The organism is Flavobacterium sp. 270 (assembly GCF_004368785.1).
Lineage (GTDB): Bacteria > Bacteroidota > Bacteroidia > Flavobacteriales > Flavobacteriaceae > Flavobacterium.
Genome location: NZ_SODM01000004.1, coordinates 444783 through 466283, shown reverse-complemented (window position 1 = coordinate 466283; position 21501 = coordinate 444783). Strand labels below are relative to the sequence as shown.

The window sequence follows — 21501 nt, the reverse complement described above, 5'->3', positions numbered from 1 at the left end:
TGCGTATTTTTACTTGTTTAATAAAAAAAACAGCCCTCCAAATAGAGAGCTGTCCTTAGGCAAATTTTTTTAGATTTGCATTCATAAAGAATGCGTACAGTTTTTGGTAATCTACTATAGAAGGCTAAACGCAGGTTATTCGTTTATAATATCTCCTTCTTTAGTCTCTTCACTGGCAATTTTTACCAGTTTATCGTTAGGGTTAAGATCTCCGAAAATTTCAATTTTATCGTCGATTTCTCTTCCTCTTTTTACTTCAACTCTTTGTGCTTTATGATTGATAACTCGGGTTACAAAAAGTCCTTCTGCAGAACTTATCAATGCCGATTTTGGAATTACAAATGTGCTGTCTTTAGCGTTAAGCGGTAAAAGAACTTCGGCTACCATTCCAGGTAAAAGATTTCCTTTTGTGTTGTGTACGTCCATTTCTACACGCTCAGAACGCAGTTTTAAATCTAAAGCGCCAGACATTCTCTGAATTGTTGCTTTAAAAGTTTCCGGTAAAGATTTTACATTAAAACTCATTTCGTCGCCGTTGTGTAAATATCCTGTGTACAACTCTGGAATAGAAACCGCTAAGCGCAGTTTATTCTGTTGCTGAATCGTCAATAAAGGCAAATCAGAACCTTTTCCTGCCGGGCCTACAAATGTTCCTAAATTGACATTTCTTGCTGCTACAACACCATCAAAAGGAGCACGGATTTCAAGATAACCTCTCATAATCGAAACTTCTTTGTGTGCGGCAACTGCTGCTTGGTATTGTGCGTAATCAGAATTTTTCTTTCCGCTTGCCATTTCCAAGTCGTTTTTAGAAATCGTTCCTTCAACTTTGCTTGTTTCATACAAACGGTTGTAGGTACTTTTGCTGGTAGCGTAAATAGCTTCCATCGATTTTAATCTCGATTCGGCTGCAGCCAATTGCGAGCTGATTTCTGGCGCTTCTAAAACAATTAAAAGCTGTCCTTTTTTTACTTCAGAACCAATATCTACTTTTAAAACTTTTACAAAACTGCTTACTTTTGCGTATAAGTCTACTTGTTGAAAACCAGTTAATTCGGCTGGTAAACGCAATTCTGTTGTTAGTTTTTCTTTGGTAAGAAGAAAGGTTTCTACTTTTGGCTGCAGTTCTGCTGCCGGAGCTTCTTCTTTTTTCTTTGATTCACAGCTGCTTAATGCTATTAAAGCGGTGAATAATAATGCGATTGATTTTATACTATTATTTTTCATTTCCTGATTTTAATGATGAGATATAATGGATGCTTTCTTCGTCTTCCGGATCTAAAGAAACAGATTGTGTCGATGTTTTTTCTTGTGCCCACGCAAATATTTGAGGCAAGATAAGCAATACTGCAAAGGTCGAGAATAATAACCCGCCAATAACGGCTCTACCTAACGGAGAAACCTGATCGCCTCCTTCGCCATGACCAATTGCCATTGGTAACATTCCTGCAATCATCGCAACAGAAGTCATAATGATCGGACGAAGACGCAACGCAGCAGCTTCACGCGCAGATTCTAATGCATTTCCGTTTTTCTTCCTTAATTGTTCTGCGTTGGTAACCAAAAGAACGGCGTTGGCAATAGAAACCCCAACCGACATAATGATTCCCATATACGATTGTAAGTTTAGCGTAGAACCTGTAATCGTCAGCATCAATAAAGAGCCTAAAACTACCGCAGGAACTGTTGTTAAAATTACCAACGAAACTTTGAACGACTGGAAATTAGCGGCTAACATTAAGAAGATTACAAAAATGGCAACCAATAATCCGACTTGTAAACTGCTTAATGTTTCGCTCAATACGGTACTTAAACCAATTGGGTTGATGAATAACCCCCTAGGTAATTCTCCTAATGATTTAATTGTTGCAGCTACATCTTTTGATGCCGTTCCTAAATCGGTTTGGCTAATGTTGGCTGTAACAGTAATGTATGGCATAGCCCCTAAATTGTCATTTTCACCACTTACATAAGTAGGTGTAATTTTGGCAACATCACTCAAAACAGGACGAAGCGAGTTCTTTAATACCGGAATTTCTCCAATATCTGTTTTGCTTTTCATTTTGTTTAAAGGTACCTGAACCTGAACGTTGTATGATAATCCAGCTCTTTCATCTACCCACGTATTTTTTTCTGTATATCTTGAAGATGAAGTCGATGCGATTAACGATCTCGAAATATCATTCATATCTACGCCTAATTCTGCGGCGCGGGTTCTGTCAATATCAATATTCATTGCCGGATAATGTATTGGCTGACCAATTTGCACGTCTCTGAAATACGAAATCGCTTTTAATTTCTCAACAATTTGATTGGCATACAATTCATTTCTTTTTTTGTCTTTTCCTGCAATTCGAACTTCAATTGGAGTAGGAGAACCTTGACTCAAAACTTTATCGGTTAACTCAATTGGCTCAAAAGAAAGCTTTGTATTTGGAAGTAATTTATGGATTCGATCTCTAAAATCGTCTTTAAAATCATCCATATCAACATGGTAATCTTTTAAACTTACCTGAAAAACAGCTTCGTGAGAACCCGCCATAAACAAATAAATCGGGTTGATAGAGAATAAAGAAGGGTGCTGACCAACATAAACAGAAGTAATTCCGATATGTTCTTTTCCTACCATTTTTTCTAATTCTTTCAAAACAATAACGGCTTGTTCTTCCGTACGTTCCAGACGTGTTCCGTCAACAGCGCGAATTCTTAATTGAAACTGGCTTGAATTTACTTTCGGGAAAACATCTTTTCCAATAAAAGAAATAAAAATAATAGCCAAAACAGTTGCAGAAACTAAATAAACAATACTTGTTATTTTTTTGTGTACAAACAAACGATCTAAAGTTCTCATAAATCGGATTCTGAAACGCTCAAAAGCACCGATTTTTCCATCACTATTGGTATCGTCTCTTTCAACCATTACTTTTTTCTGAGAAATCAAATCTTTTTCAGATTCCGGCGTTAAACCGCACTGATTAAATTCGGCTTCATCATCAGTAATGCTTGGTTCGTGTGCATGTTTCGGGTGCGCTTTCATCATCCAATTGGCCATAACAGGCACGAAAGTCTGAGAAAGTAAGAACGAAATTACCATTGAGAATCCAATTGCTAAAGCCAAAGGTAAAAACAACGCTCCCGGAATACCAACCATTGTAAATGCCGGAGCAAATACAGCAAGGATACAAAGTAAGATCAATAATTTAGGCAAAGCAATTTCCTGACAGGCATCCCAAATCGCGAGCGCTTTGGGTTTTCCCATGTCGAGATGCTGGTGAATATTTTCTATCGTAACCGTACTTTCATCCACCAAAATACCAATTGCAAGTGCCAATCCACTTAAAGACATTAAGTTGATGGTTTGTCCGAATAATTTAAGGAATAAAACCCCCGAAATTACCGAAATCGGAATTGTCATAATTACAATCAAAGCAGCGCGACGGTCGCCAAGGAAAAGCAATACCATTAAACCGGTTAAAACCGCTCCGATAATTCCTTCAGTAATCAAACTTTTTACCGAGTTGATTACATAAACCGACTGGTCAAATTCATAAGATAATTTTACATCTTCTGGAAGTGTACTCTGAATTTTAGGCAATTCTGATTTTAATTTCTGAACCACATCCCAAGTCGAAGCGTCTCCCGCTTTTGCAATACTAATATAAACCGAACGTTTTCCGTTTACCAAGGCATAACCTGCCGTAATATCGGCACCGTCTTTTACAGTCGCAACATCACCTAATTTTAAGTTCTGAACACCGCCTTTGAATAACGGAATCTGCTCAAAATCTTTAACTTCTTTAATTGTATTATTGGTTGGCGTGATATAATTTTTGTCGCCCATTCTCACGTTTCCAGAAGGAGCCGTTTGATTATTTACACGAATCGCTTCAACAATTTGATCGGGCGTCATATTGTGCGAACGCAATAAATCCGGATCGACGTTTACCTCAATTGTTCTTGGGCTTCCGCCGAAAGGTGCCGGAGATAATAAACCGGGAATAGAGGTAAAGGAAGCACGCACATAAACGTTGGCTAAATCCTGTAATTCGTTGTTTGATCTGATTTTAGAACTTAAAACCAACTGCCCAATTGGCAATGAAGAAGCATCAAAACGAATGATAAACGGAGGCTGTGTTCCCGGAGGAAAAGCCGCCTGAATCCTGTTCGAAAGCGCACTCAATTCGGCAGCAGCCTGCGCCATGTTGGTTCCTTCATAATAGGTTAATTTCATAATCATTAACCCCTGAATATTTTTGGTTTCAACCGATTTTATACCGTTTGAGAAAGGCAAAATATTCACATAGTTTTTAGCAAAATAAGCCTCCATTTGGTCTGGTGTATAACCTCCAAACGGATGCGCGATATAAATTACCGGCAGATTCATCTTAGGCAGAATATCTACCTTGATGTCTTTTATGGCACCAATTCCGAAGAAAAATAAACCAGCAACCAATACTAATATAGAAATGGGTTTGCGGAGTGCAAAACGTATTAAATTCATGATCTATAATTAAAATTCATTTATAAATAAGTCAAAATTTCCTTTAGCGGCAACTTTCAATAAGTAAGACTGCCACACATTATTATTGACAATATCTCGATCTATTTCGGCACGATTTAAAGTATAAATGGTTTGCGTTAAATCGGTTAGATCCGTTAAGCCATTTTTGTATAAAGTCGATTTTTGAATGTAAGCTCTTTTTGCAGCATCAACCTGAATTGGCGCTTCGGCATAATTATCAAGTGTGATTTTTATTTTATCATCAGCAAAACTCAACTGAGATTTTAGCTCCCTGTCGGCTTGATTGTATTCTTCCTGCAAAGCCTGCGAAACGTATTTCTGTGCGCTGACTTGTTTACTTACTCTAAAAGGAGTTGTCAGGTTCCAGCTGATTCCGATTCCGACTAAATAATTAGAACGATCCGGATTTACGCCATCCCAGTAATTTCTGGAAAAAGCAGTTTGATCTGTACCATAATTAGATTCAAAACCAGAAGCACGCGTTTGCAAAACACCAAAAGCGGTCATCGTTGGATAATAAAATCTTTTATAAAGTTTAGCCTGCTGATTGCTGTAATCAATTCGGGTTTTATATAATTGTAAAAGCGGATGAAGGCTGTCTGTAGTTTTTTCTGAAACCAATAATTCTTTCGGAATCTGAGTTACAAAAAGCGTATCAGCAACAAAATCCTGAGGCGCAACGCCCATCAAATCAACCAATTTGTTATTTTGTTCTTTTACGAAATTCTTAGCAAGGTTTAAAGCAATTTTAGCTTTAGAAACTTCAGCAGTTGCAAGCGTAGAGTCTACTCCGGCCAATAATCCGTTTTTCACTCTTGCAGCAGCTGTCTTTTTGAAAACTTCGGCACGATAAAGATTTTTTTGCTGTGAAATCAACAATCTTTGACTCGCCAGCAAATTAAGATAAGCAGCAGAAATTTTAATTTCTTGTTGAAATTTTTCCTGATTTAAATCTCTTTCCTTTGTCTGAACATCAATTTTAGCCAAATTAATTTTCTCCTTTGTTTTTCCGAAAGTGAAAAAATCCCAGTTCATGTTGACCAGATACAAAGCCCCAAAAGCAGAATTCCAGTTTTGGTCTGGTAACGTAGGTCCGGAAGAAGCAGTTCCTAAACCATTAAATCCATAAAGAGCACCATTTTGCCCGTTTATGGTTCCGTAATCTTGTTGTGCAGACAAATTTAGATTAGGTAAATAATCACGGCGAGATTGTTTTAGAGTCTCTTTTGATGCACTGCTGTAATTGCTTTTTGCTCTGATTGAACCGTAGTTTTCAAGTCCTGTTGTTATAGCTTCTTTTAAAGACAGAGTTTGTGAAAAACCACTTGAGGCACAAATCAAGAAAAATAGTAAAGTAATTTTTTTGAAATACATATTAACTCAAAGTATGAAATGATGAAACAAAATTATTTTACTTCGCCTGATTTTTATCATCTTAAATGATGTACGCTACTAATAAATGACCAATTGAATTGGTCATTTATTGGAAAAAATAATTAAATTTTTGTTCGTACTTTGTAAACTATTTAAGTATTAAGAATGAACATAAAAACTGATAACATATTAGATAACAAGTGGTGGCAAGAAGTTGCTGTTGTTATCTTTTCTTTTACCATATATACCCTAAAGAATGACTGGATGCTCTTTAGCTCTTTTATTTCTATATTAATGGGGATATTTTTCTATTGCGTATTATACATGCATGCCCAATTCAATCGTTTTTTTCTGCTGCCTATACTTTTCAAAACCAGAAAACCTGTAAGCTATATAATTTTGACATTGTTTGGGGTTTTCGTCTTTTCGGTTCTTTTGTATGAACTTACTACGCTCGATATGTTCAGCAATTGCAGATTGTATCAGAACTCACATCAAAGAAGTTATGTTTATCAGCTGGCGAGTGTATTAGGAACTTTGGTTTGTATTTTAAGTCCGATTATTGTTTTTAAATTCTATAGAATTCACAGAAAGCAAACCAACGAAACTTTATTGTTTAATGAAATGCAGTTGAATTCCTTAAAAGGACAATTGAATCCGCATTTTTTATTCAATACCTTTAATACACTTTATGGAATTAGTTTAGAATTTCCGGACAGAACGCCCGATTTGATTATGAAAGTTTCGCAGTTAATGCGTTACCAACTCGAAAGCAACAATAAAAAATGCGTAACGCTTGAAGAAGAATTAGAATTTATAAACAGTTACGTGCAACTGGAAAAAGAACGTGTTGGTTACCGCTGCGAGATTACTTATGATTGCAAAATTGACAACGAAAACGCTTATAAAGTTTCGCCAATGTTATTGATTGCTTTTATTGAAAATGCCTTTAAACATGGAACTTGTGCAATTGAAAAATGTTTTGTTCGAATAATTGTTACCGTCGAAAATGGATTACTTCATCTGCACGTTGTCAATTCAATTCCGGAGAAAAAAACAGATGTTGTTTCGACTAAAATCGGTTTAAAAAACACCATCGAACGTTTGAATTTACTTTACGGAAAAGATTATAAATTAGACATTCAAAACAATAAAAACACCTACATTGTAGATCTAAAATTGCAGCTTAAAAAGTTTAGAGAATGAAAGAACCAAAAAAATGTATAATTGTAGATGATGAGCCGGCAGCGCATTATGTGCTGGCCAATTATATTAAACAAAATCCGCAATTAGAATTGGTTTTTCAAGGTTATAACGGAATTGAAGCGATGAATTATCTTCGTGATAATCCAGTTGATTTAATGTTTTTAGATATTAATATGCCTGAGATTACGGGTATGGAACTTTTAAAGATTCTCCCAACACATCCTAAAACAATTTTAACAACAGCTTATTCTGAATTTGCTCTAGAAAGCTACGATTACGGCGTAATTGATTATTTGCTAAAACCCATTTATTTTCCGAGATTTCTAAAAGCCATAGATCGCTTTTTTTCGACAGAAAACGCATTGCATAAAGAAGAAGTAATCGTTAATTCTATAAGTGTAAAAATTGACGGCTATTTTGTTGATATCGAATTAGACCAGCTTTTGTACGCCCAAAGTTTTGGTAATTATGTGAAATTACATACTACAAAAAGAACCTATCTGGCGTCTATAACTACTACAGAATTAGAAAAATGCCTTCCAGAAAATTTTATCAGAATTCATAAATCTTATATTGTCGCTTTAGATAAAATTGAAAGTACAGAAAAAGATTTTGTGACCATTAAAAATGAAAAACTCCCAATTGGAATTACTTACAGAAGGGAGCTTTTAGATCGATTAAAAAAATAGTCTTATATTTTTTCGCCAACAACTGTTTTCCAGGCAGTAATTTTTACACCTTTAAAAACCAGCCATAAACTAAACGATAATTCGGCAATAAAACATGGCATCAACAAGGCAATACTAGAAAGTTCCGGTTTAAGAAGCAAAGCAAAAGTATTGGTTAGATAACATAATCCGGCAATTGCCATCATGATTCCAAATACCTTCGGAATATAATTGGATTTGAAGATTAAATAACCTTCAATAAGGCAGACAAATCCGAAAAAGATCAAGCCAATCCCGAAACCAAAATCATGTACTTTTATAAACATATAAGATAAAGTATGAAGTTGTTCCGGAGTAAAAGATTTTAGATAATCTGAATCTCCCAAAAAGAATAAAGCAACCAGAAGATTTAATTTATTAAGGACTAAAACTGCAGTTTGTATCAAATTAAAAGACAAATTTAATAAAGCCAGTTTTTTGCTCACAGGTCTTAGAAGATAATACAAAATAATCATAACCGGAAGGTCGCAAATGTGCATAATTAAATCGGCAGAAATACCAAAACGCCATAAAAATTCAGAATGAATAATGTTGTTTGCGGTCGCTTCTGCATCTCCATAATTAATAAGTTTGTTTCGCACAAAAAGTTCTCCAAATACACCTGCAAGTATAATGATAAGGTAGAGTATTCCTGCTATACGGGCATATTTCTGAGGGGAATTTTCGAAGTTGTTTTGGTTGAATTTCATATTTAGATTTTTGGTTTAGTTAAAAGTAAGACGAATGACTTTTACTATTGTTACTTCAATTTTAAATTTTATAATAGAAGTGTCAATTTTGAAGTTAAAAATGATTAAATATTCTATTTTTCTTTGCTAAAAAGTAGTAATTTTAATACGTCAATCTGAGTTTAATTTTAAAGATGAAATTATGAAAAATGGATACTTTCTTTTTGCTTTTTTATGCAGCAGTTTTTTATTCGCCCAAGAAGGAACGAATATGAAAAAAGTGGTAACACCTCCAGAAAAGGTAAAGTATGCTTTTGAAAAAGAATATCCGGGAAAAGTGCCGGTTTGGGCTTTAGAATATGTTGGCGATGATAATGATGAAATTAGGTACGAAGCAAGATATAACGTAAATGCGACAACAAAAGCGCTCGCGATTTATGATGATTTAGGAAATTTAAAAGCGTACGAACTTCAGATTCCGCTAAATAAATTACCGCAGAGAGCACAAACGTATTTAAAGAAAAATTACTTACCAAACGCCATTCGCGAAATTGCCGTTGTAGTAGATTATAAAAACAAAACAACTTATGAAGTAGGTATAGAAAAAGACTCAAAATTTTACGATGTACAATTTGACCAAAATGGAGGTTTTGATGTAATTATTCAGAAAGATTAAAAGTTTTAAATTCCAATATTTAAATTCCAAATTCCAATTTGAATGGAGTTTAGAAATAAAAACCCGACAGGTTTTAACCTGTCGGGTTTTTATTGGAATTTGGAATTTTATTTTTGGAATTTACTTCCCTATTGGAATTTGGAATTTAAAAAATTTGGAATTTAAAATCTATAAATTCATCCCCCCAGAAACTTCAAGTCGTTGTGCATTTACCCAGCGTGCATCTTCGGTACATAAAAAAGCAACAACACCGCCAATATCATCTGGTAAACCAACTCTTCCTAAAGCCGTTACAGAAGATAAAATTTTGTTTAACTGTTCGTTATCACGAACCACACCGCCGCCAAAATCAGTTTCTATTGCGCCCGGCGCCACAACATTGGCTTTGATTCCTCTTTCGCCCAATTCTTTCGCCTGATATTTTGTAAGCGTTTCAATCGCACCTTTCATAGACGCATAAGCAGCGTAACCCGGAGAAGAAAATCGAGCCAAACCAGTAGAAATATTGATGATTCCGCCTCCGTTGTTCATTAAACTTAAAGCCTTTTGAGTTAAAAAGAATGGGCCTTTAAACTGGATATTAGTCAATAAATCAAATTCTTCTTCTGTAGTTCCAGCAAAAGAATTGTGAATTCCGATTCCCGCGTTATTTACCAGAAAATCAAATTTATCAGTTGAAAAAGTGATTTTTAAAGATGCCGAAACACTTTCGAAGAAAGAACCAAAAGTTTTAGAATCTGCAACATTCAGTTGAATTGCCGCCGCTTTTTGCCCTAAATTTTCGATTTCTTTTACTACATCGTCAGCTTCTTCTTTTTTGCTGTTGTAAGTGATGATCACATCAAGTCCTTTTTTTGCAATTGCCATTGCCATGTTTTTTCCTAAACCTCTGCTGCCACCTGTAACAAGGGCTATTTTTGTATTTACTGCCATTTTATTTGATGTTTATTGTTTGATATTTGTTGTTTTTTTGAATGTTTTAAACATATAGAAACATAGGTTTTTGTTTTTGTTTAAAGAGTTTAGAAAGAAACTCGTTTCTCACACATAGCTATGTGTTTTTGAATAAATGAAATGCCTTTCTAAACTTTAAAAAGCTATGTCTCGATGTTTTAAAAATTAATTACCATGTAAAGCTTCAAATGATGCTTTTAATTCTGGAACACTTGCATTTAATCTTGTTTCGCTTGTCCCAAAAGTAAGTTCAGTTTTTCCTTCTTTTAATTGTTCAAAAATTGAAACAATAAAACTGCTTACGCTCGGATGTGCGTCATGTAATCCTACACCGCCTAAATCTGTATTTAATGCCGGCGGAATTATTTCGATTACTTCAATGTTTTTTGCTTTTAATAAATGACGAAGCGAAATCGTAAACGAACGGAAAAATGCTTTTGTTGCAGAATAAACCGGAACTTTTGCAAATGGTGAAAATGCCAATCCAGAAGTTACATTCATTACCGTTTTAAGAGATTCTAACTGAATAAACAATGAAGTTAGATGCAATGGAGCTTCAATATTAGTAGAAAGCTCAGACTTCATACTTTCGTAAAAACCTTCATCGGTAACCGAAACCCATTTTTGAATTCCTGCATTATTGATTAAAACATTTAAGTCCGGATGATTTTCTTTGATCCATTCGTAAAGTGCCACACGTTCTGCTTCTACAGCCAAATCACAAACTTTAGTAATCACAGTAGGAAATTGTTCTTTTACATCTTGTAAAACAGATTCTCTTCTGCCACAAATAATTACAGTATTATTTTCTTCAATAAAACGTTGTGTAAGCCCAAGTCCAATACCGCTTGCGCCGCCAGTTATTAAAATTTTGTTGTTTGATAAATTCATCTTTTCGATCTTTTAAATTGATAAGACAAAGGTAGGAGCAAAGTAGTTCTGGGAAATTGTAAATATCAAACCGAAGTTTGCAAAATTCAAATCAGATTTAAAATTTCAAGATTAAATAAATTCCAATATTTAAAATTCCAAATTCCAATTCTCATTTTATGTCCTCCTGAGCGATCCCGAGGCTTCGGGAGAAGGACACGCACAGTAAAACGCACTATGTGGATTTAGCATGCGATCCTTCTCCCGAAGCCTCGGGATCGCTCAGGAGGACAATCTAAACTCTAAAATCTGCAATCTAAAATTAGCTGCGAAAAGCCAAAGGCGTATAAGTGGTTTGTTTTTTAAAGAAGTTTGAAAAATGCGCCAGCTCTTCAAAACCAAGAGAATAAGCGATTTCAGAAATGTTCCAGTCTGTTTGTTTTAAGAGAATTTTCGCTTCGTTTATTAATCGGTTACTGATTAACTCAGTTGTGGTTTTTCCAGTATTTTCTTTTAAAACTTTATTTAAATGATTGACGTGAACAGATAATCTTTCGGCAAAATCCTTTGCAGTTCGTAGTTCAAGTCGCTGATTTGTAGATTCTATTGGGAATTGTCGTTCTAACAATTCAGCAAAAAGAGAAGAAACTCTCGCTGCCGAATTATGTTTGGAATACAAAGCCGTTAAAGGCTGTAATTTTTGCCCAAAGTGAATTAACTCGGCAACATAATTCCGAATCAAATCGTATTTGTAAATATAATCAGAATTGATTTCTTTTTTAATTTTATTGAAGATTAAATCTAGTTCAACAACTTCTTCTTCAGTAATTTGAAAAACAGGATAACCACCAGAAGAAAAAATCGGAAGTTCGTCTAAATCAATACCGCTTTTGTTTTTTGAAAGAAATTCACTTGTAAAAACACAAAACTGTCCAGATTGATTTGTATCCTGAGGAACATAATTATACGGAATCTTTGGTGTAGCAAAAAGAAGCGCATATTGATCGATTTCGATTATTTTATCGGCGTATTCGGCTCTGTTTTTGCCTTTTATCAAACTTATTTTATAATAGGCACGTCGGTCGTAAGGCATTTGTTGTTTTCCTTTTAACCGCTCTAACAATTCATTGATGTCAAAAATATTAAAATGACCAATTTCTTTCTGAATGTCGTTTGGTAAAAGAGAAGTAGGTTCTATTTCTGAACCTTCGGTAATATCTTTATAAAAGGAGTCGAGTGATTTCATAATGGAATTGTAAAATTCAAATATACGAAAAATATAAATTCTAATTTTTTAAATTCCAAATTCCAAAACTTTGCGTCTTAGCGACTTTGCGAGATTAATTTTGCTCGAAGATTTAGCAGATTAAACAGATTTATGCGGATTGTTGTTCTAAATTGTCATCCTAAGCGATCCCGAGGCTTCGGGAGAAGGATCGTATGCTGAATCCATATAGTGATGACATACTTTGCGTCTTAGCGACTTTGCGAGATTAATTTGCTCACAGATTTAGCAGATTAAACAGATTTGCACTGATTTTTTTGTTCCCTCCAAAAAAATTGCGCCTTTGTGCCTTTGCAGCAAAAACTTAAAACAAACTGCCTTGCACAAATTCAGGTTGTGTATTTCCATTAAAAGAAAAAGTATCAATTACAAAAAACTGTTTTTTAATGGGATCAAGTTCTCTCAATACCATTTCCTTGCACAAAAAATCAATATCTATTGTAGTAAACAGCTGCGATGCAATTTTTAGATTTTCTGGAGTTAACTTTCTGCCGATTGACATGTGCGGATCTTCGCTTTTTTTCAATTTTAAAGATTTCAAAGTCTCTTGGACTTTTTTCATAATTGGTTTTAAGCTGTTTTTAGATTCTTCGTTTGGAGCGATAAAAAATGCCCCGGCATTATCATAAGATCCAAAATGATCTAAAAATACGGTGAAAGAAGTAAAAGTATCAGAAACTTTGAAGAGTTTTTGCTTGTATATTTCGATTTGGGAATCATCAATAGTAAATTCACAAATTGTAACATGCGCGGTAGAATTACAGCTATTGTACCATTCAATTTTACTTTTTAAATAATCTTTCATCGTCTTAACAGCGTCAATTGCGTCTTGCGAAGGATAAATAGCAACAGAATATTTTTTTTCCATTTTTTAAAAGTATGGTTTAAAGTACTTGGTCCTTAGTTCCTAGTCATTAGTACTAAGAGCTAAGGACTAATAACTAAGAACTAAAACTACAATTTTCCTTTCAAGTGTAAGCGATGAAGAATTTCAGATCTTAACAAACCGCTTCCGCCGCCAAAATGTTCAATAACTTCAACGTCTGGCTGTTCTTTTAGGCAGAAAGAAGTAAATTCTTTTTCGATATGATCTTCAATTGCGGAGCTTAATAAAACAATATCAATTTTATTTTGCAGAAAATAATTCTGAGCTGTTTTTTCATCAGTAAAACTTATTGCATTCCAATCTTCATAAGCGTTTACAAGTCTGGTTAAAATAGCTAATATAGGTTCGTTTTTACCGAGTATTAAGAATTCAAATGTTTTCATAATGAGTAATTTTATACGCAAATGTATCAGTAAAATTGTAATTCTAACTTAATCTAGGACAAGAAGTATAATGTTGAAATAAAAGATTTTTGAGTTACAATAATGATAATGATTTAAATAAAGATTGATTAATCTGACAAGGGTTTTGTTAAAATTGTTTTCTTAATTCGTTGGTAAACAATGGGCTAAATTTTAGGGTTCTAAAAAAACGATAATATTTTGTTAGAATGAGGAAACCCGTAAGGTATTAGCAAGGTGACTTTCTAAATTTGTGGTATAGAAATCAAAATCTATGACGCTTTTTACCTTTAGCTCATAAATTAGTTTCTATGATTAACTGTTTTTGGAGAAACATTTATTACAGGAAAGATTTTACATATTCATTTGATCGTGGGTAAACTTTGTATGAATTTGCAATAATAATACAATAGAGTTTTAATTTTTCTATAGGTTTTTAGATTTGGCCTTTCGGCTGAATCTAAAAACCTTTTTTTATTACTTACTTTTTGGTTTTATAACAAAGAATGCGTTTTAAGCCAATCTTCACATTGTTTTGTCCAAAATTTGCTGGTGTCTTTTACGCCGAGACCAAAACCATGTCCGCCTTTTTCAAATAAATGTAACTCAGCTGCAATTCCGTTTTTCTTAAGAGCCAGATAGTAATTTATGCTGTTTTCTGGTAAAACAACCGTATCATCTGTGGCGTGAATAAGAAATGCCGGAGGAGTTTGAGCAGTTACTTTTTTCTCGTTTGAAAAAGAATCAATCAAATCCTGTGAAGGCGTATTTCCAAGTAAATTAACTTGTGAGCCTTTGTGCGTAATGTCATTTTGCATCGAAATTACAGGATAAATCAAAAGCGAAAAATCTGGTCGTGCACTTACTTTATAATCCGAGCTATATACCTTATCATCGTAATGTGTCGATAATGAAGCAGCCAAATGACCGCCTGCAGAAAATCCCATAATACCAATCTTATTAGTGTCAAGATTCCATTTTGAGGCATTATTTCTAACATATCGTATTGCCTCTTGTGCGTCTTGTAATGGCCCAACATTTTTGTTTTTCATGATCAAATCGTTTGGAAGACGGTATTTTAAAACAAAAGCAGTAATTCCTAAACTATTAAGCCATAATGCAACTTTTGTACCTTCTTTGTCAATTGCCAAATGCATATAACCGCCTCCTGGGCATATTATAACTGCAGTCTGATTAGGTTTTACATCTTTTGGAACAAAAATGCTGAGGGTAGGAATTGTAACCTGAGTTGTACTTTGCACTTTCCCGTCAGTGATGCTTTCTTTTTCCTTGTAATCTGTAGATTTGATTTCGTCAGGAATAGTTTTCCATAACGGAATTGTCTGATTTTGAGCTTGTAATTGGCTTGTAAATGCTAATAATACAAGCATTATAAAGTTGAAATGTATTTTTGATTTTTTCAATTTAAAAAGATTTAGTTAGAGTTGTTTTTATTGGATGTATTTCAAAATTAGATATTTTTTATTTAGAAATTTCTACCGAATAAAGTAGTAAAATCTGTTTCATTTTCTATGATTAATAAAGCTTTTCCTCAAATTGAACTTAAAACGGTTGATTTTGGTATGATTTTGCCCCATAAATCGGATAATTGTGGCAGTTATGTATTTAACAAATATATTGTTTAATGTGTAATTTTGTGTTGTATTTTTTGTACTATACGTTAATTTAAAGAGTTAAAATAATTTTTTATTCAATTAATTTGGAATATAAAGATTTAAAACTATATTTGTGCAATCGATTACATTATTTTGTTTCAAAGGCATTAATTTATTGATTTTAATGCTTTTAAAGTGAGTTAATGAAGGATTAAGTTACCAAAAAATTTAAATTTCATATTAAACCGTTACCATGAATCAAACAGAAGCATTTACAACAAATCAAACTAATAAAGCATCAGGAAAGTATCGTTGGAGTATCTGTGCATTGTTATTTTTTGCAACCACAATTAACTACTTAGACAGACAAGTACTTTCTTTGACCTGGAATGATTTTATTGCGCCTGAGTTTCACTGGACAAATAATGATTATGGTAATATTACAGCTTTATTTTCAATTTTTTATGCCGTTTCCTTATTATTTGCAGGTCGTTTTGTAGACTGGTTAGATACTAAAAAAGGATTTCTTTGGGCTATCGGGATTTGGTCTGTAGGAGCTTGTCTTCATGCATTTTGCGGTATTGCTACTTCAGGAATTATTACAGGCGACTGGTTTGTTGGTTTTGAAGGAGCAAAAGACGCTATTCGTAATGTAAATGATACCGCAATGGTAATTAATGTGAGTGTTTCTTTATTCATTTTTGCTCGTTTTGTATTGGCAATTGGGGAAGCCGGAAACTTTCCTGCAGCAATAAAAACAACAGCAGAATATTTCCCTAAAAAAGACAGAGCATTTGCTACGAGTATCTTTAATGCGGGGGCAACTGTAGGGGCTTTAGCGGCTCCAATTTCCATTCCGTTTATCGCAAAATCATTTGGCTGGGAAATGTCTTTTATCATCATCGGAGCTTTAGGTTTTGTATGGATGGGATTCTGGATGTTTATGTATGATAAGCCAGAAAGACACTCAAAAGTAAGTGCGGCAGAATTAGAATATATTCAGCAGGATGATATTGCAGACAGCAAAATAGAAGGTTATGTACTTGATACTTCGACTAAAGTATCTCTTGCAGACTGCTTTAAATACAAACAAACGTGGGCTTTTGCTTTTGGTAAATTTATGACAGATGGTGTTTGGTGGTTCTTCTTATTCTGGACTCCGGCTTATTTAAGTTCTGTGTATGGAATGGATTCTACACAAGCAGCTTTGCCACTTTTTGTATTGTATATGATTACGCTGCTTTCTATTATTGGAGGCTGGTTACCAACTTATTTCGTAGAGAAAAAAGGAATGAATCCGTACGAAGGAAGAATGAGAGCGATGTTGATCTTTGCCTTTTTTCCTTTATTAGCCTTGATTGCACAGCCATTAGGATATATTAGTTATTGGATTCCGGTAATTATTATTGGTATTGCAGGAGCTGCACATCAATCCTGGTCGGCAAATATTTTTACGACTGTAGGAGATATGTTCCCTAAAAAAGCAATTGCAACGATTACAGGAATTGGAGGTTTGGCAGGTGGAATTGGTTCGACTGTTATCAACAAAGGATCGGGAATGCTGTTTGATTTTGCTAAAGAAACAAATATGGCCTTTATGGGCTTTCATGGTATTGAAGCCGGATATTTTATTATTTTCTCAATTTGCGCTGTTTGTTATCTAACAGGCTGGATTGTAATGAAATCGCTTGTGCCTAAATACGCACCGATTACGGATCTGTAAAGATTCTTATGACTAACTAACCAACCTAAACCACATTTAAATTATGAACGAAGCTAATGCAGTTATTGGAAAATACCGATGGACGATTTGCAGTTTAGTTTTTTTTGCTACAACTGTCAATTATCTGGATAGAAATGTAATAAGTTACCTTCGGCCTTTTTTGGCAGAAGCCTTTCACTGGACACCAGAACAAGAAGTTATTGATTATTCGAATATTGAGTTAGCCTTTAAAATCGCCTACGCACTCGGAATGTTGTTTGCCGGTGGTTTCATTGATAAATTGGGTACAAAATTAGGTTATGCGATTGCAACAGGATTATGGAGTTTGGCTGCAATTGGTCACGCTTTAGCAACCGGAACCGGAGGGTTTTTAATTGCACGTGTGTTTTTAGGAATAACAGAAGCAGGAAATTTTCCGGCAGCGATAAAAGCTACAGCCGAATGGTTTCCGCAGAAAGAAAGAGCTTTGGCAACCGGAATATTTAATTCCGGAAGTAATATCGGAGCAATCATTGTACCGCTTACAGTGCCGTATATAGCAGCAACTTATGGGTGGCAATGGGCTTTTATCTTAACCGGAGTTGTTGGTTTTGTATGGCTTGGACTTTGGTTTTTATTGTATGAAGTTCCTCAGAAACAAAAAAGACTTTCTCAGGCAGAATTAGAATATATTACAGCAGATCCTGTAGAAGTAAAGGAAGAAGAAAATACAGAAAAAGTTTCATGGTTAAAATTGCTTTCATTTCGCCAGACTTGGGCATTTGCAATCGGAAAATTATTGACAGACCCAGTTTGGTGGTTTTACCTTTTCTGGCTGCCCGATTTCTTAATGAAACAATATAAATTGTCTTCTACAGACATTATCTGGCCTTGTGCTTTGGTTTACATGATCGGAAGTATTGGAAGTATTGGGGGAGGATGGCTTCCGTTAAAATTAATAAATAACAACTGGCCAGCTTACAAAGCACGAAAAACAAGTATGTTATTGTATGCTTTTGCAGTTTTACCAGTATTGTTTTCGCAATATTTGGGCGCAATCAATATGTGGTTGGCAATTTTAGTTATTGGATTAGCCGTTTCGGCACATCAGGCGTGGAGTGCAAACATCTTTACAACAGTGTCTGATATGTTTCCAAAAAGAACAACCGCTTCTGTAACCGGAATCGGAGGAATGTTTGGTGCTTTTGGAGGGATTTTACTGACGCTTGTTGTTCAGAAAAATATGTTTGTTTATTATACTAAATTAGGAAAAATAGAAACAGGATATTTTATAATGTTCTGTATTTGCGGGGCTTCGTACTTATTAGCTTGGCTGATAATGCATATTTTAGTTCCAAGAATGAAGAAGGTAGAATTGTAATTCTAATTTAAAATTGAAATAAATTTTAGTTTGAATTATGGTTTTTAAATATAAAAATATAATTTTGTGCAATCGATTACATTAAAATAAAAATATGACAAAATATAGTTCTAGATACGCGTCAAGCCCAGAAGCTGTAAAAAAATATGATACACAAGAATTAAGAAATGAATTCTTGATTGATGATTTAATGCAGGAAGATGAAATTGTTTTGGTTTATTCTCATTACGACAGATATATTGCTGGTTCTGCAGTTCCTGTAAAAGGAGATTTAGCACTAGAAACTATTGATCCGCTTAAAGCAGGATATTTTTTAGAGCGTAGAGAAATCGGAATTATTAATGTTGGCGGAAGCGGTTCTGTTGTTGTAGAAGGAAAAGTTTTTGAATTAGGTTTTAAAGATGCTTTGTATATCGGAAGCGGGAACAAAGAAGTAATCTTTAAAAGCGACGACAGCAAAAATCCGGCTAAATTTTATATCAACTCTGCACCGGCACATACTACTTACCCAACGGTAAAAGTAAGCTTGGCAGAAGCAAATAAATTACAATTAGGTACAATGGAAACAGCAAACCACCGTACTGTAAACCAAATGATTATTGGAAGTGTTGTAACAACTTGCCAATTACAAATGGGAATGACCGAATTGCGTCCGGGAAGTGTTTGGAATACTATGCCGGCACACGTACACGATCGTAGAATGGAAGTTTATTTTTATTTGGATATTCCAGAAAATCAAGCAGTTTGCCACTTTATGGGACAACCGCAGGAAACAAGACATATCTGGATGAACAATCATCAGGCAGTAATTTCTCCACCTTGGTCAATTCACTCAGGTTCAGGAACTAGTAATTATACTTTTATCTGGGGGATGGCTGGTGAAAATTTAGATTACGGAGATATGGATGTTTGTAAAATCACAGATTTAAGATAATCATGATAAACTTATTTGATATAAAAGGAAAAGTTGCCCTTATTACAGGAAGTACACACGGACTGGGAATGGCAATGGCAAAAGGATTAGGACAAGCCGGAGCTACAATTGTGGTAAACGGAAATTCTTCGCAGCAAAAAATTGATGATGCTGTAGCTTTACTTAAAAGTGAAGGAATTAATGCAGTAGGTTACAAGTTTAATGTAACAGAAGAACAAGAAGTGAAAACTGCAGTTCAGAAAATAGAAAGTGAAGTTGGACCAATCGATATCTTAATTAACAATGCTGGAATTATCAAAAGAATTCCGCTAATTGATATGGAAGTTGCCGATTTCAGAGAAGTTATTGATATTGATTTAGTAAGTCCTTTTATTGTTTCTAAGCATGTTGCGAAAGGAATGATCGAAAGAAGACAAGGAAAAATAATCAACATTTGCTCTATGATGAGCGAGTTAGGCCGTAATACAGTTTCTGCTTATGCTGCTGCAAAAGGCGGTTTAAAAATGCTGACTAAAAACATGGCTACAGAATGGGCAAAATACAATGTTCAGATCAACGGAATCGGGCCTGGATATTTTGCTACAGAACAAACAAAGCCAATTAGAGTAGACGGACATCCGTTTAACGATTTTATTATCAGTAGAACTCCAGCTGCAAAATGGGGAGATCCAAGTGATCTTGCCGGAGCAGCGATATTTTTATCTTCCAAAGCAAGTGATTTCGTAAACGGTCATATTTTATATGTAGATGGCGGTATCCTTGCAACAATTGGAAAACCATCAAACGAAGAATAATTTTCAAATTATATTTAAAAAGACATGAGCAATACCACATTCATCAACGATAATTTTTTACTAGAAAATAAATTTGCTGAAGAGTTATACCACAATTACTCAAAAAACCAGCCTATTATAGATTACCATAATCACCTAAATCCGCAGAATATTGCAGACAATACTATTTTTGATAACATCACAAAAGTATGGATCAACGGTGACCACTACAAATGGCGTGCAATGCGTACATTAGGAATCAATGAGCAATTTGTAACAGGAAACGGTTCAGACAAAGACAAGTTCTTAAACTGGGGAAAAACAGTTCCGTATACAATGCGTAATCCTTTGTACCACTGGACACATTTAGAATTAGCGCGTTATTTTGATATTTATGATTTGTTGAATGAAAAATCGGCAGAGAAAATTTACATCGAAACTTCAGAAAAAATTAATTCTGAAGCTTACAGCACACAAAACCTTCTTAAAAAAGTAAACGCTGAATTAGTTTGTACGACAGAAGATCCGATCGATACTTTAGAGTTTCACCAAAAACTGGCTAAGAATCCGATCTCGACAAAAATGAGTACAGCTTTCAGACCTGATAAAGCCATCTTAATTGCTAATGATGGATATAATGCATATCTGGACACATTAGGGGATGTGTCCGGTGTTGCAATTAACACTTACGCAGATTTACAAACGGCATTGAGAAAAAGAATCGATTTCTTTAATGCAAACGGATGTAAATTAAGCGACCACGGTTTAGATCAAATTTATTTTGAAAACTTCACAGAAAATGAAGTAAATGCAATCTTCAAAAAGAAAAGAGAAAATGGAGTTTTATCTCCAGAAGAAGCTTTAAAATTCCAAAGTGCCATCTTATTGTTTTTGTCAGAAACTTACCATGAGTTAGGTTGGGTACAACAATTTCACTTAGGTGCATTACGTAACAATAATGCGCGTATGCACAGAATTTTAGGCCCAGATACAGGTTGGGATTCTATTGGAGACTATCCTCAGGCTCAAAAATTGTCTTCATTTTTAAATGCATTAGACAGTAAAGATAAATTGGCTAAAACTATTATTTATAACCTAAATCCTGCTGATAACGAAGTTATGGCAACGATGATTGGAAATTTCAACGACGGAAGCGTGAGAGGAAAAGTACAATTTGGTTCTGGATGGTGGTTTTTGGATCAAAAAGACGGAATGACAAAACAATTAAACGCACTTTCAAATATGGGTTTAATTAGCTGTTTCGTTGGAATGTTAACAGATTCTAGAAGTTTCTTATCGTTCCCAAGACACGAATATTTCAGACGTATTTTGTGTAATCTTCTTGGTGACGAAATCAAAAGAGGAGAATTGCCAAACGATATGGAATGGATCGGAAAATTAGTTTCAGACATCTCATACAACAACGCAAAAGAGTATTTCAAATTCTAATTTTTTTGAACCAAGGCATTAAGAAAATTAAGTTTTTGGTTTAAATAAGTTATTTAGATAATAAAAGATAATTAAG

The 21501-nt window shown here is 34.5% G+C and carries 18 protein-coding genes; 8 read left to right on the top strand and 10 right to left on the bottom strand.

Going from position 1 to position 21501, the window contains the following annotated elements; genetic code table 11:
* Window positions 1-135: 135 nt before the first annotated feature.
* Genes EV144_RS16555 through EV144_RS16545 form a run of 3 tightly spaced genes read right to left on the bottom strand, consistent with a single transcriptional unit; the run spans window position 136 to window position 5896 of the window.
* Window positions 136-1227 carry an efflux RND transporter periplasmic adaptor subunit gene (locus tag EV144_RS16555; RefSeq protein WP_134150281.1) on the bottom strand — a complete coding sequence of 364 codons (1092 nt, stop codon included), beginning with the start codon at window positions 1225-1227 and terminating at the stop codon, window positions 136-138.
* Window positions 1217-4501, bottom strand: coding sequence for an efflux RND transporter permease subunit (locus EV144_RS16550; protein WP_134150280.1), 3285 nt, complete (start codon window positions 4499-4501; stop codon window positions 1217-1219). The genes EV144_RS16555 and EV144_RS16550 overlap by 11 nt, the downstream gene beginning before the upstream one ends.
* Window positions 4502-4510: 9 nt before the next feature.
* Complete coding sequence (locus EV144_RS16545; protein WP_134150279.1) at window positions 4511-5896, bottom strand: TolC family protein; 1386 nt, start codon at window positions 5894-5896, stop codon at window positions 4511-4513.
* Between the two features lie 165 nt (window positions 5897-6061).
* On the opposite strand from EV144_RS16545, the gene EV144_RS16540 reads away from it, so the two are divergent.
* On the top strand, window positions 6062-7102 hold the full coding sequence (locus tag EV144_RS16540; protein ID WP_134150278.1) for a sensor histidine kinase: 1041 nt from the start codon (window positions 6062-6064) through the stop codon (window positions 7100-7102).
* The gene (locus tag EV144_RS16535; protein ID WP_134150277.1) at window positions 7099-7791 is read left to right on the top strand and encodes a LytR/AlgR family response regulator transcription factor; all 693 of its coding nucleotides are present in this window, start codon (window positions 7099-7101) and stop codon (window positions 7789-7791) included. Before EV144_RS16540 ends, EV144_RS16535 begins: the two co-directional genes overlap by 4 nt.
* 2 nt (window positions 7792-7793) lie before the next feature.
* Here the strand turns inward: EV144_RS16535 and EV144_RS16530 are convergent, their stop codons facing one another.
* Window positions 7794-8519: a DUF4386 domain-containing protein gene (locus tag EV144_RS16530; RefSeq protein ID WP_134150276.1), complete on the bottom strand. Its 726-nt coding sequence runs from the start codon at window positions 8517-8519 to the stop codon at window positions 7794-7796.
* Between the two features lie 181 nt (window positions 8520-8700).
* On the opposite strand from EV144_RS16530, the gene EV144_RS16525 reads away from it, so the two are divergent.
* Window positions 8701-9174, top strand: coding sequence for a hypothetical protein (locus EV144_RS16525; RefSeq protein ID WP_134150275.1), 474 nt, complete (start codon window positions 8701-8703; stop codon window positions 9172-9174).
* A gap of 168 nt (window positions 9175-9342) precedes the next feature.
* Here EV144_RS16525 and EV144_RS16520 read toward each other — a convergent pair whose 3' ends face one another.
* The 6 genes from EV144_RS16520 to EV144_RS16495 all read right to left on the bottom strand — a co-directional run bounded on the left by EV144_RS16520 (window position 9343) and on the right by EV144_RS16495 (window position 14961).
* Complete coding sequence (locus EV144_RS16520) at window positions 9343-10107, bottom strand: SDR family NAD(P)-dependent oxidoreductase (RefSeq protein ID WP_134150274.1); 765 nt, start codon at window positions 10105-10107, stop codon at window positions 9343-9345.
* Between the two features lie 186 nt (window positions 10108-10293).
* Window positions 10294-11019, bottom strand: coding sequence for an SDR family oxidoreductase (locus EV144_RS16515; protein WP_134150273.1), 726 nt, complete (start codon window positions 11017-11019; stop codon window positions 10294-10296).
* A 301-nt stretch (window positions 11020-11320) separates the two neighbouring features.
* A complete protein-coding gene (locus EV144_RS16510) occupies window positions 11321-12244 on the bottom strand; it encodes a helix-turn-helix domain-containing protein (protein WP_134150272.1) in 924 nt (307 codons plus the stop codon).
* 343 nt (window positions 12245-12587) lie between these two features.
* Window positions 12588-13151 carry a 2'-5' RNA ligase family protein gene (locus EV144_RS16505; protein ID WP_134150271.1) on the bottom strand — a complete coding sequence of 188 codons (564 nt, stop codon included), beginning with the start codon at window positions 13149-13151 and terminating at the stop codon, window positions 12588-12590.
* Between the two features lie 86 nt (window positions 13152-13237).
* Window positions 13238-13552, bottom strand: coding sequence for a hypothetical protein (locus tag EV144_RS16500; protein ID WP_134150270.1), 315 nt, complete (start codon window positions 13550-13552; stop codon window positions 13238-13240).
* A gap of 512 nt (window positions 13553-14064) precedes the next feature.
* Window positions 14065-14961, bottom strand: a complete 897-nt coding sequence (locus EV144_RS16495; RefSeq protein ID WP_134150400.1) for an alpha/beta hydrolase — start codon at window positions 14959-14961, stop codon at window positions 14065-14067.
* A 478-nt stretch (window positions 14962-15439) separates the two neighbouring features.
* On the opposite strand from EV144_RS16495, the gene EV144_RS16490 reads away from it, so the two are divergent.
* From EV144_RS16490 to uxaC, 5 genes are all read left to right on the top strand, one after another.
* Complete coding sequence (locus tag EV144_RS16490; RefSeq protein ID WP_134150269.1) at window positions 15440-16909, top strand: MFS transporter; 1470 nt, start codon at window positions 15440-15442, stop codon at window positions 16907-16909.
* 43 nt (window positions 16910-16952) lie between these two features.
* On the top strand, window positions 16953-18269 hold the full coding sequence (locus tag EV144_RS16485) for an MFS transporter (RefSeq protein WP_134150268.1): 1317 nt from the start codon (window positions 16953-16955) through the stop codon (window positions 18267-18269).
* A 94-nt stretch (window positions 18270-18363) separates the two neighbouring features.
* The gene (kduI, locus tag EV144_RS16480) at window positions 18364-19203 is read left to right on the top strand and encodes a 5-dehydro-4-deoxy-D-glucuronate isomerase (protein ID WP_134150267.1); all 840 of its coding nucleotides are present in this window, start codon (window positions 18364-18366) and stop codon (window positions 19201-19203) included.
* A 2-nt stretch (window positions 19204-19205) separates the two neighbouring features.
* On the top strand, window positions 19206-19997 hold the full coding sequence (locus EV144_RS16475; RefSeq protein ID WP_134150266.1) for a gluconate 5-dehydrogenase: 792 nt from the start codon (window positions 19206-19208) through the stop codon (window positions 19995-19997).
* Between the two features lie 24 nt (window positions 19998-20021).
* Window positions 20022-21425 (top strand): glucuronate isomerase, encoded by a 1404-nt coding sequence (uxaC, locus tag EV144_RS16470; RefSeq protein WP_134150265.1) that lies wholly within the window; start codon window positions 20022-20024, stop codon window positions 21423-21425.
* The last annotated feature ends 76 nt before the right edge of the window (window positions 21426-21501 follow it).

Bases quoted from the DNA above. Each gene is read 5' to 3' on its own strand.
- uxaC (WP_134150265.1), top strand. From the start codon at position 20,022: ATGAGCAATACCACATTCATCAACGATAATTTTTTACTAGAAAATAAA.
- EV144_RS16535 (WP_134150277.1), top strand. From the start codon at position 7,099: ATGAAAGAACCAAAAAAATGTATAATTGTAGATGATGAGCCGGCAGCG.
- EV144_RS16475 (WP_134150266.1), top strand. From the start codon at position 19,206: ATGATAAACTTATTTGATATAAAAGGAAAAGTTGCCCTTATTACAGGA.
- EV144_RS16510 (WP_134150272.1), bottom strand. From the start codon at position 12,244: ATGAAATCACTCGACTCCTTTTATAAAGATATTACCGAAGGTTCAGAA.
- kduI (WP_134150267.1), top strand. From the start codon at position 18,364: ATGACAAAATATAGTTCTAGATACGCGTCAAGCCCAGAAGCTGTAAAA.
- EV144_RS16530 (WP_134150276.1), bottom strand. From the start codon at position 8,519: ATGAAATTCAACCAAAACAACTTCGAAAATTCCCCTCAGAAATATGCC.
- EV144_RS16500 (WP_134150270.1), bottom strand. From the start codon at position 13,552: ATGAAAACATTTGAATTCTTAATACTCGGTAAAAACGAACCTATATTA.
- EV144_RS16555 (WP_134150281.1), bottom strand. From the start codon at position 1,227: ATGAAAAATAATAGTATAAAATCAATCGCATTATTATTCACCGCTTTA.
- EV144_RS16485 (WP_134150268.1), top strand. From the start codon at position 16,953: ATGAACGAAGCTAATGCAGTTATTGGAAAATACCGATGGACGATTTGC.
- EV144_RS16545 (WP_134150279.1), bottom strand. From the start codon at position 5,896: ATGTATTTCAAAAAAATTACTTTACTATTTTTCTTGATTTGTGCCTCA.
- EV144_RS16515 (WP_134150273.1), bottom strand. From the start codon at position 11,019: ATGAATTTATCAAACAACAAAATTTTAATAACTGGCGGCGCAAGCGGT.
- EV144_RS16495 (WP_134150400.1), bottom strand. From the start codon at position 14,961: ATGCTTGTATTATTAGCATTTACAAGCCAATTACAAGCTCAAAATCAG.
- EV144_RS16550 (WP_134150280.1), bottom strand. From the start codon at position 4,501: ATGAATTTAATACGTTTTGCACTCCGCAAACCCATTTCTATATTAGTA.
- EV144_RS16525 (WP_134150275.1), top strand. From the start codon at position 8,701: ATGAAAAATGGATACTTTCTTTTTGCTTTTTTATGCAGCAGTTTTTTA.
- EV144_RS16505 (WP_134150271.1), bottom strand. From the start codon at position 13,151: ATGGAAAAAAAATATTCTGTTGCTATTTATCCTTCGCAAGACGCAATT.
- EV144_RS16540 (WP_134150278.1), top strand. From the start codon at position 6,062: ATGAACATAAAAACTGATAACATATTAGATAACAAGTGGTGGCAAGAA.
- EV144_RS16520 (WP_134150274.1), bottom strand. From the start codon at position 10,107: ATGGCAGTAAATACAAAAATAGCCCTTGTTACAGGTGGCAGCAGAGGT.
- EV144_RS16490 (WP_134150269.1), top strand. From the start codon at position 15,440: ATGAATCAAACAGAAGCATTTACAACAAATCAAACTAATAAAGCATCA.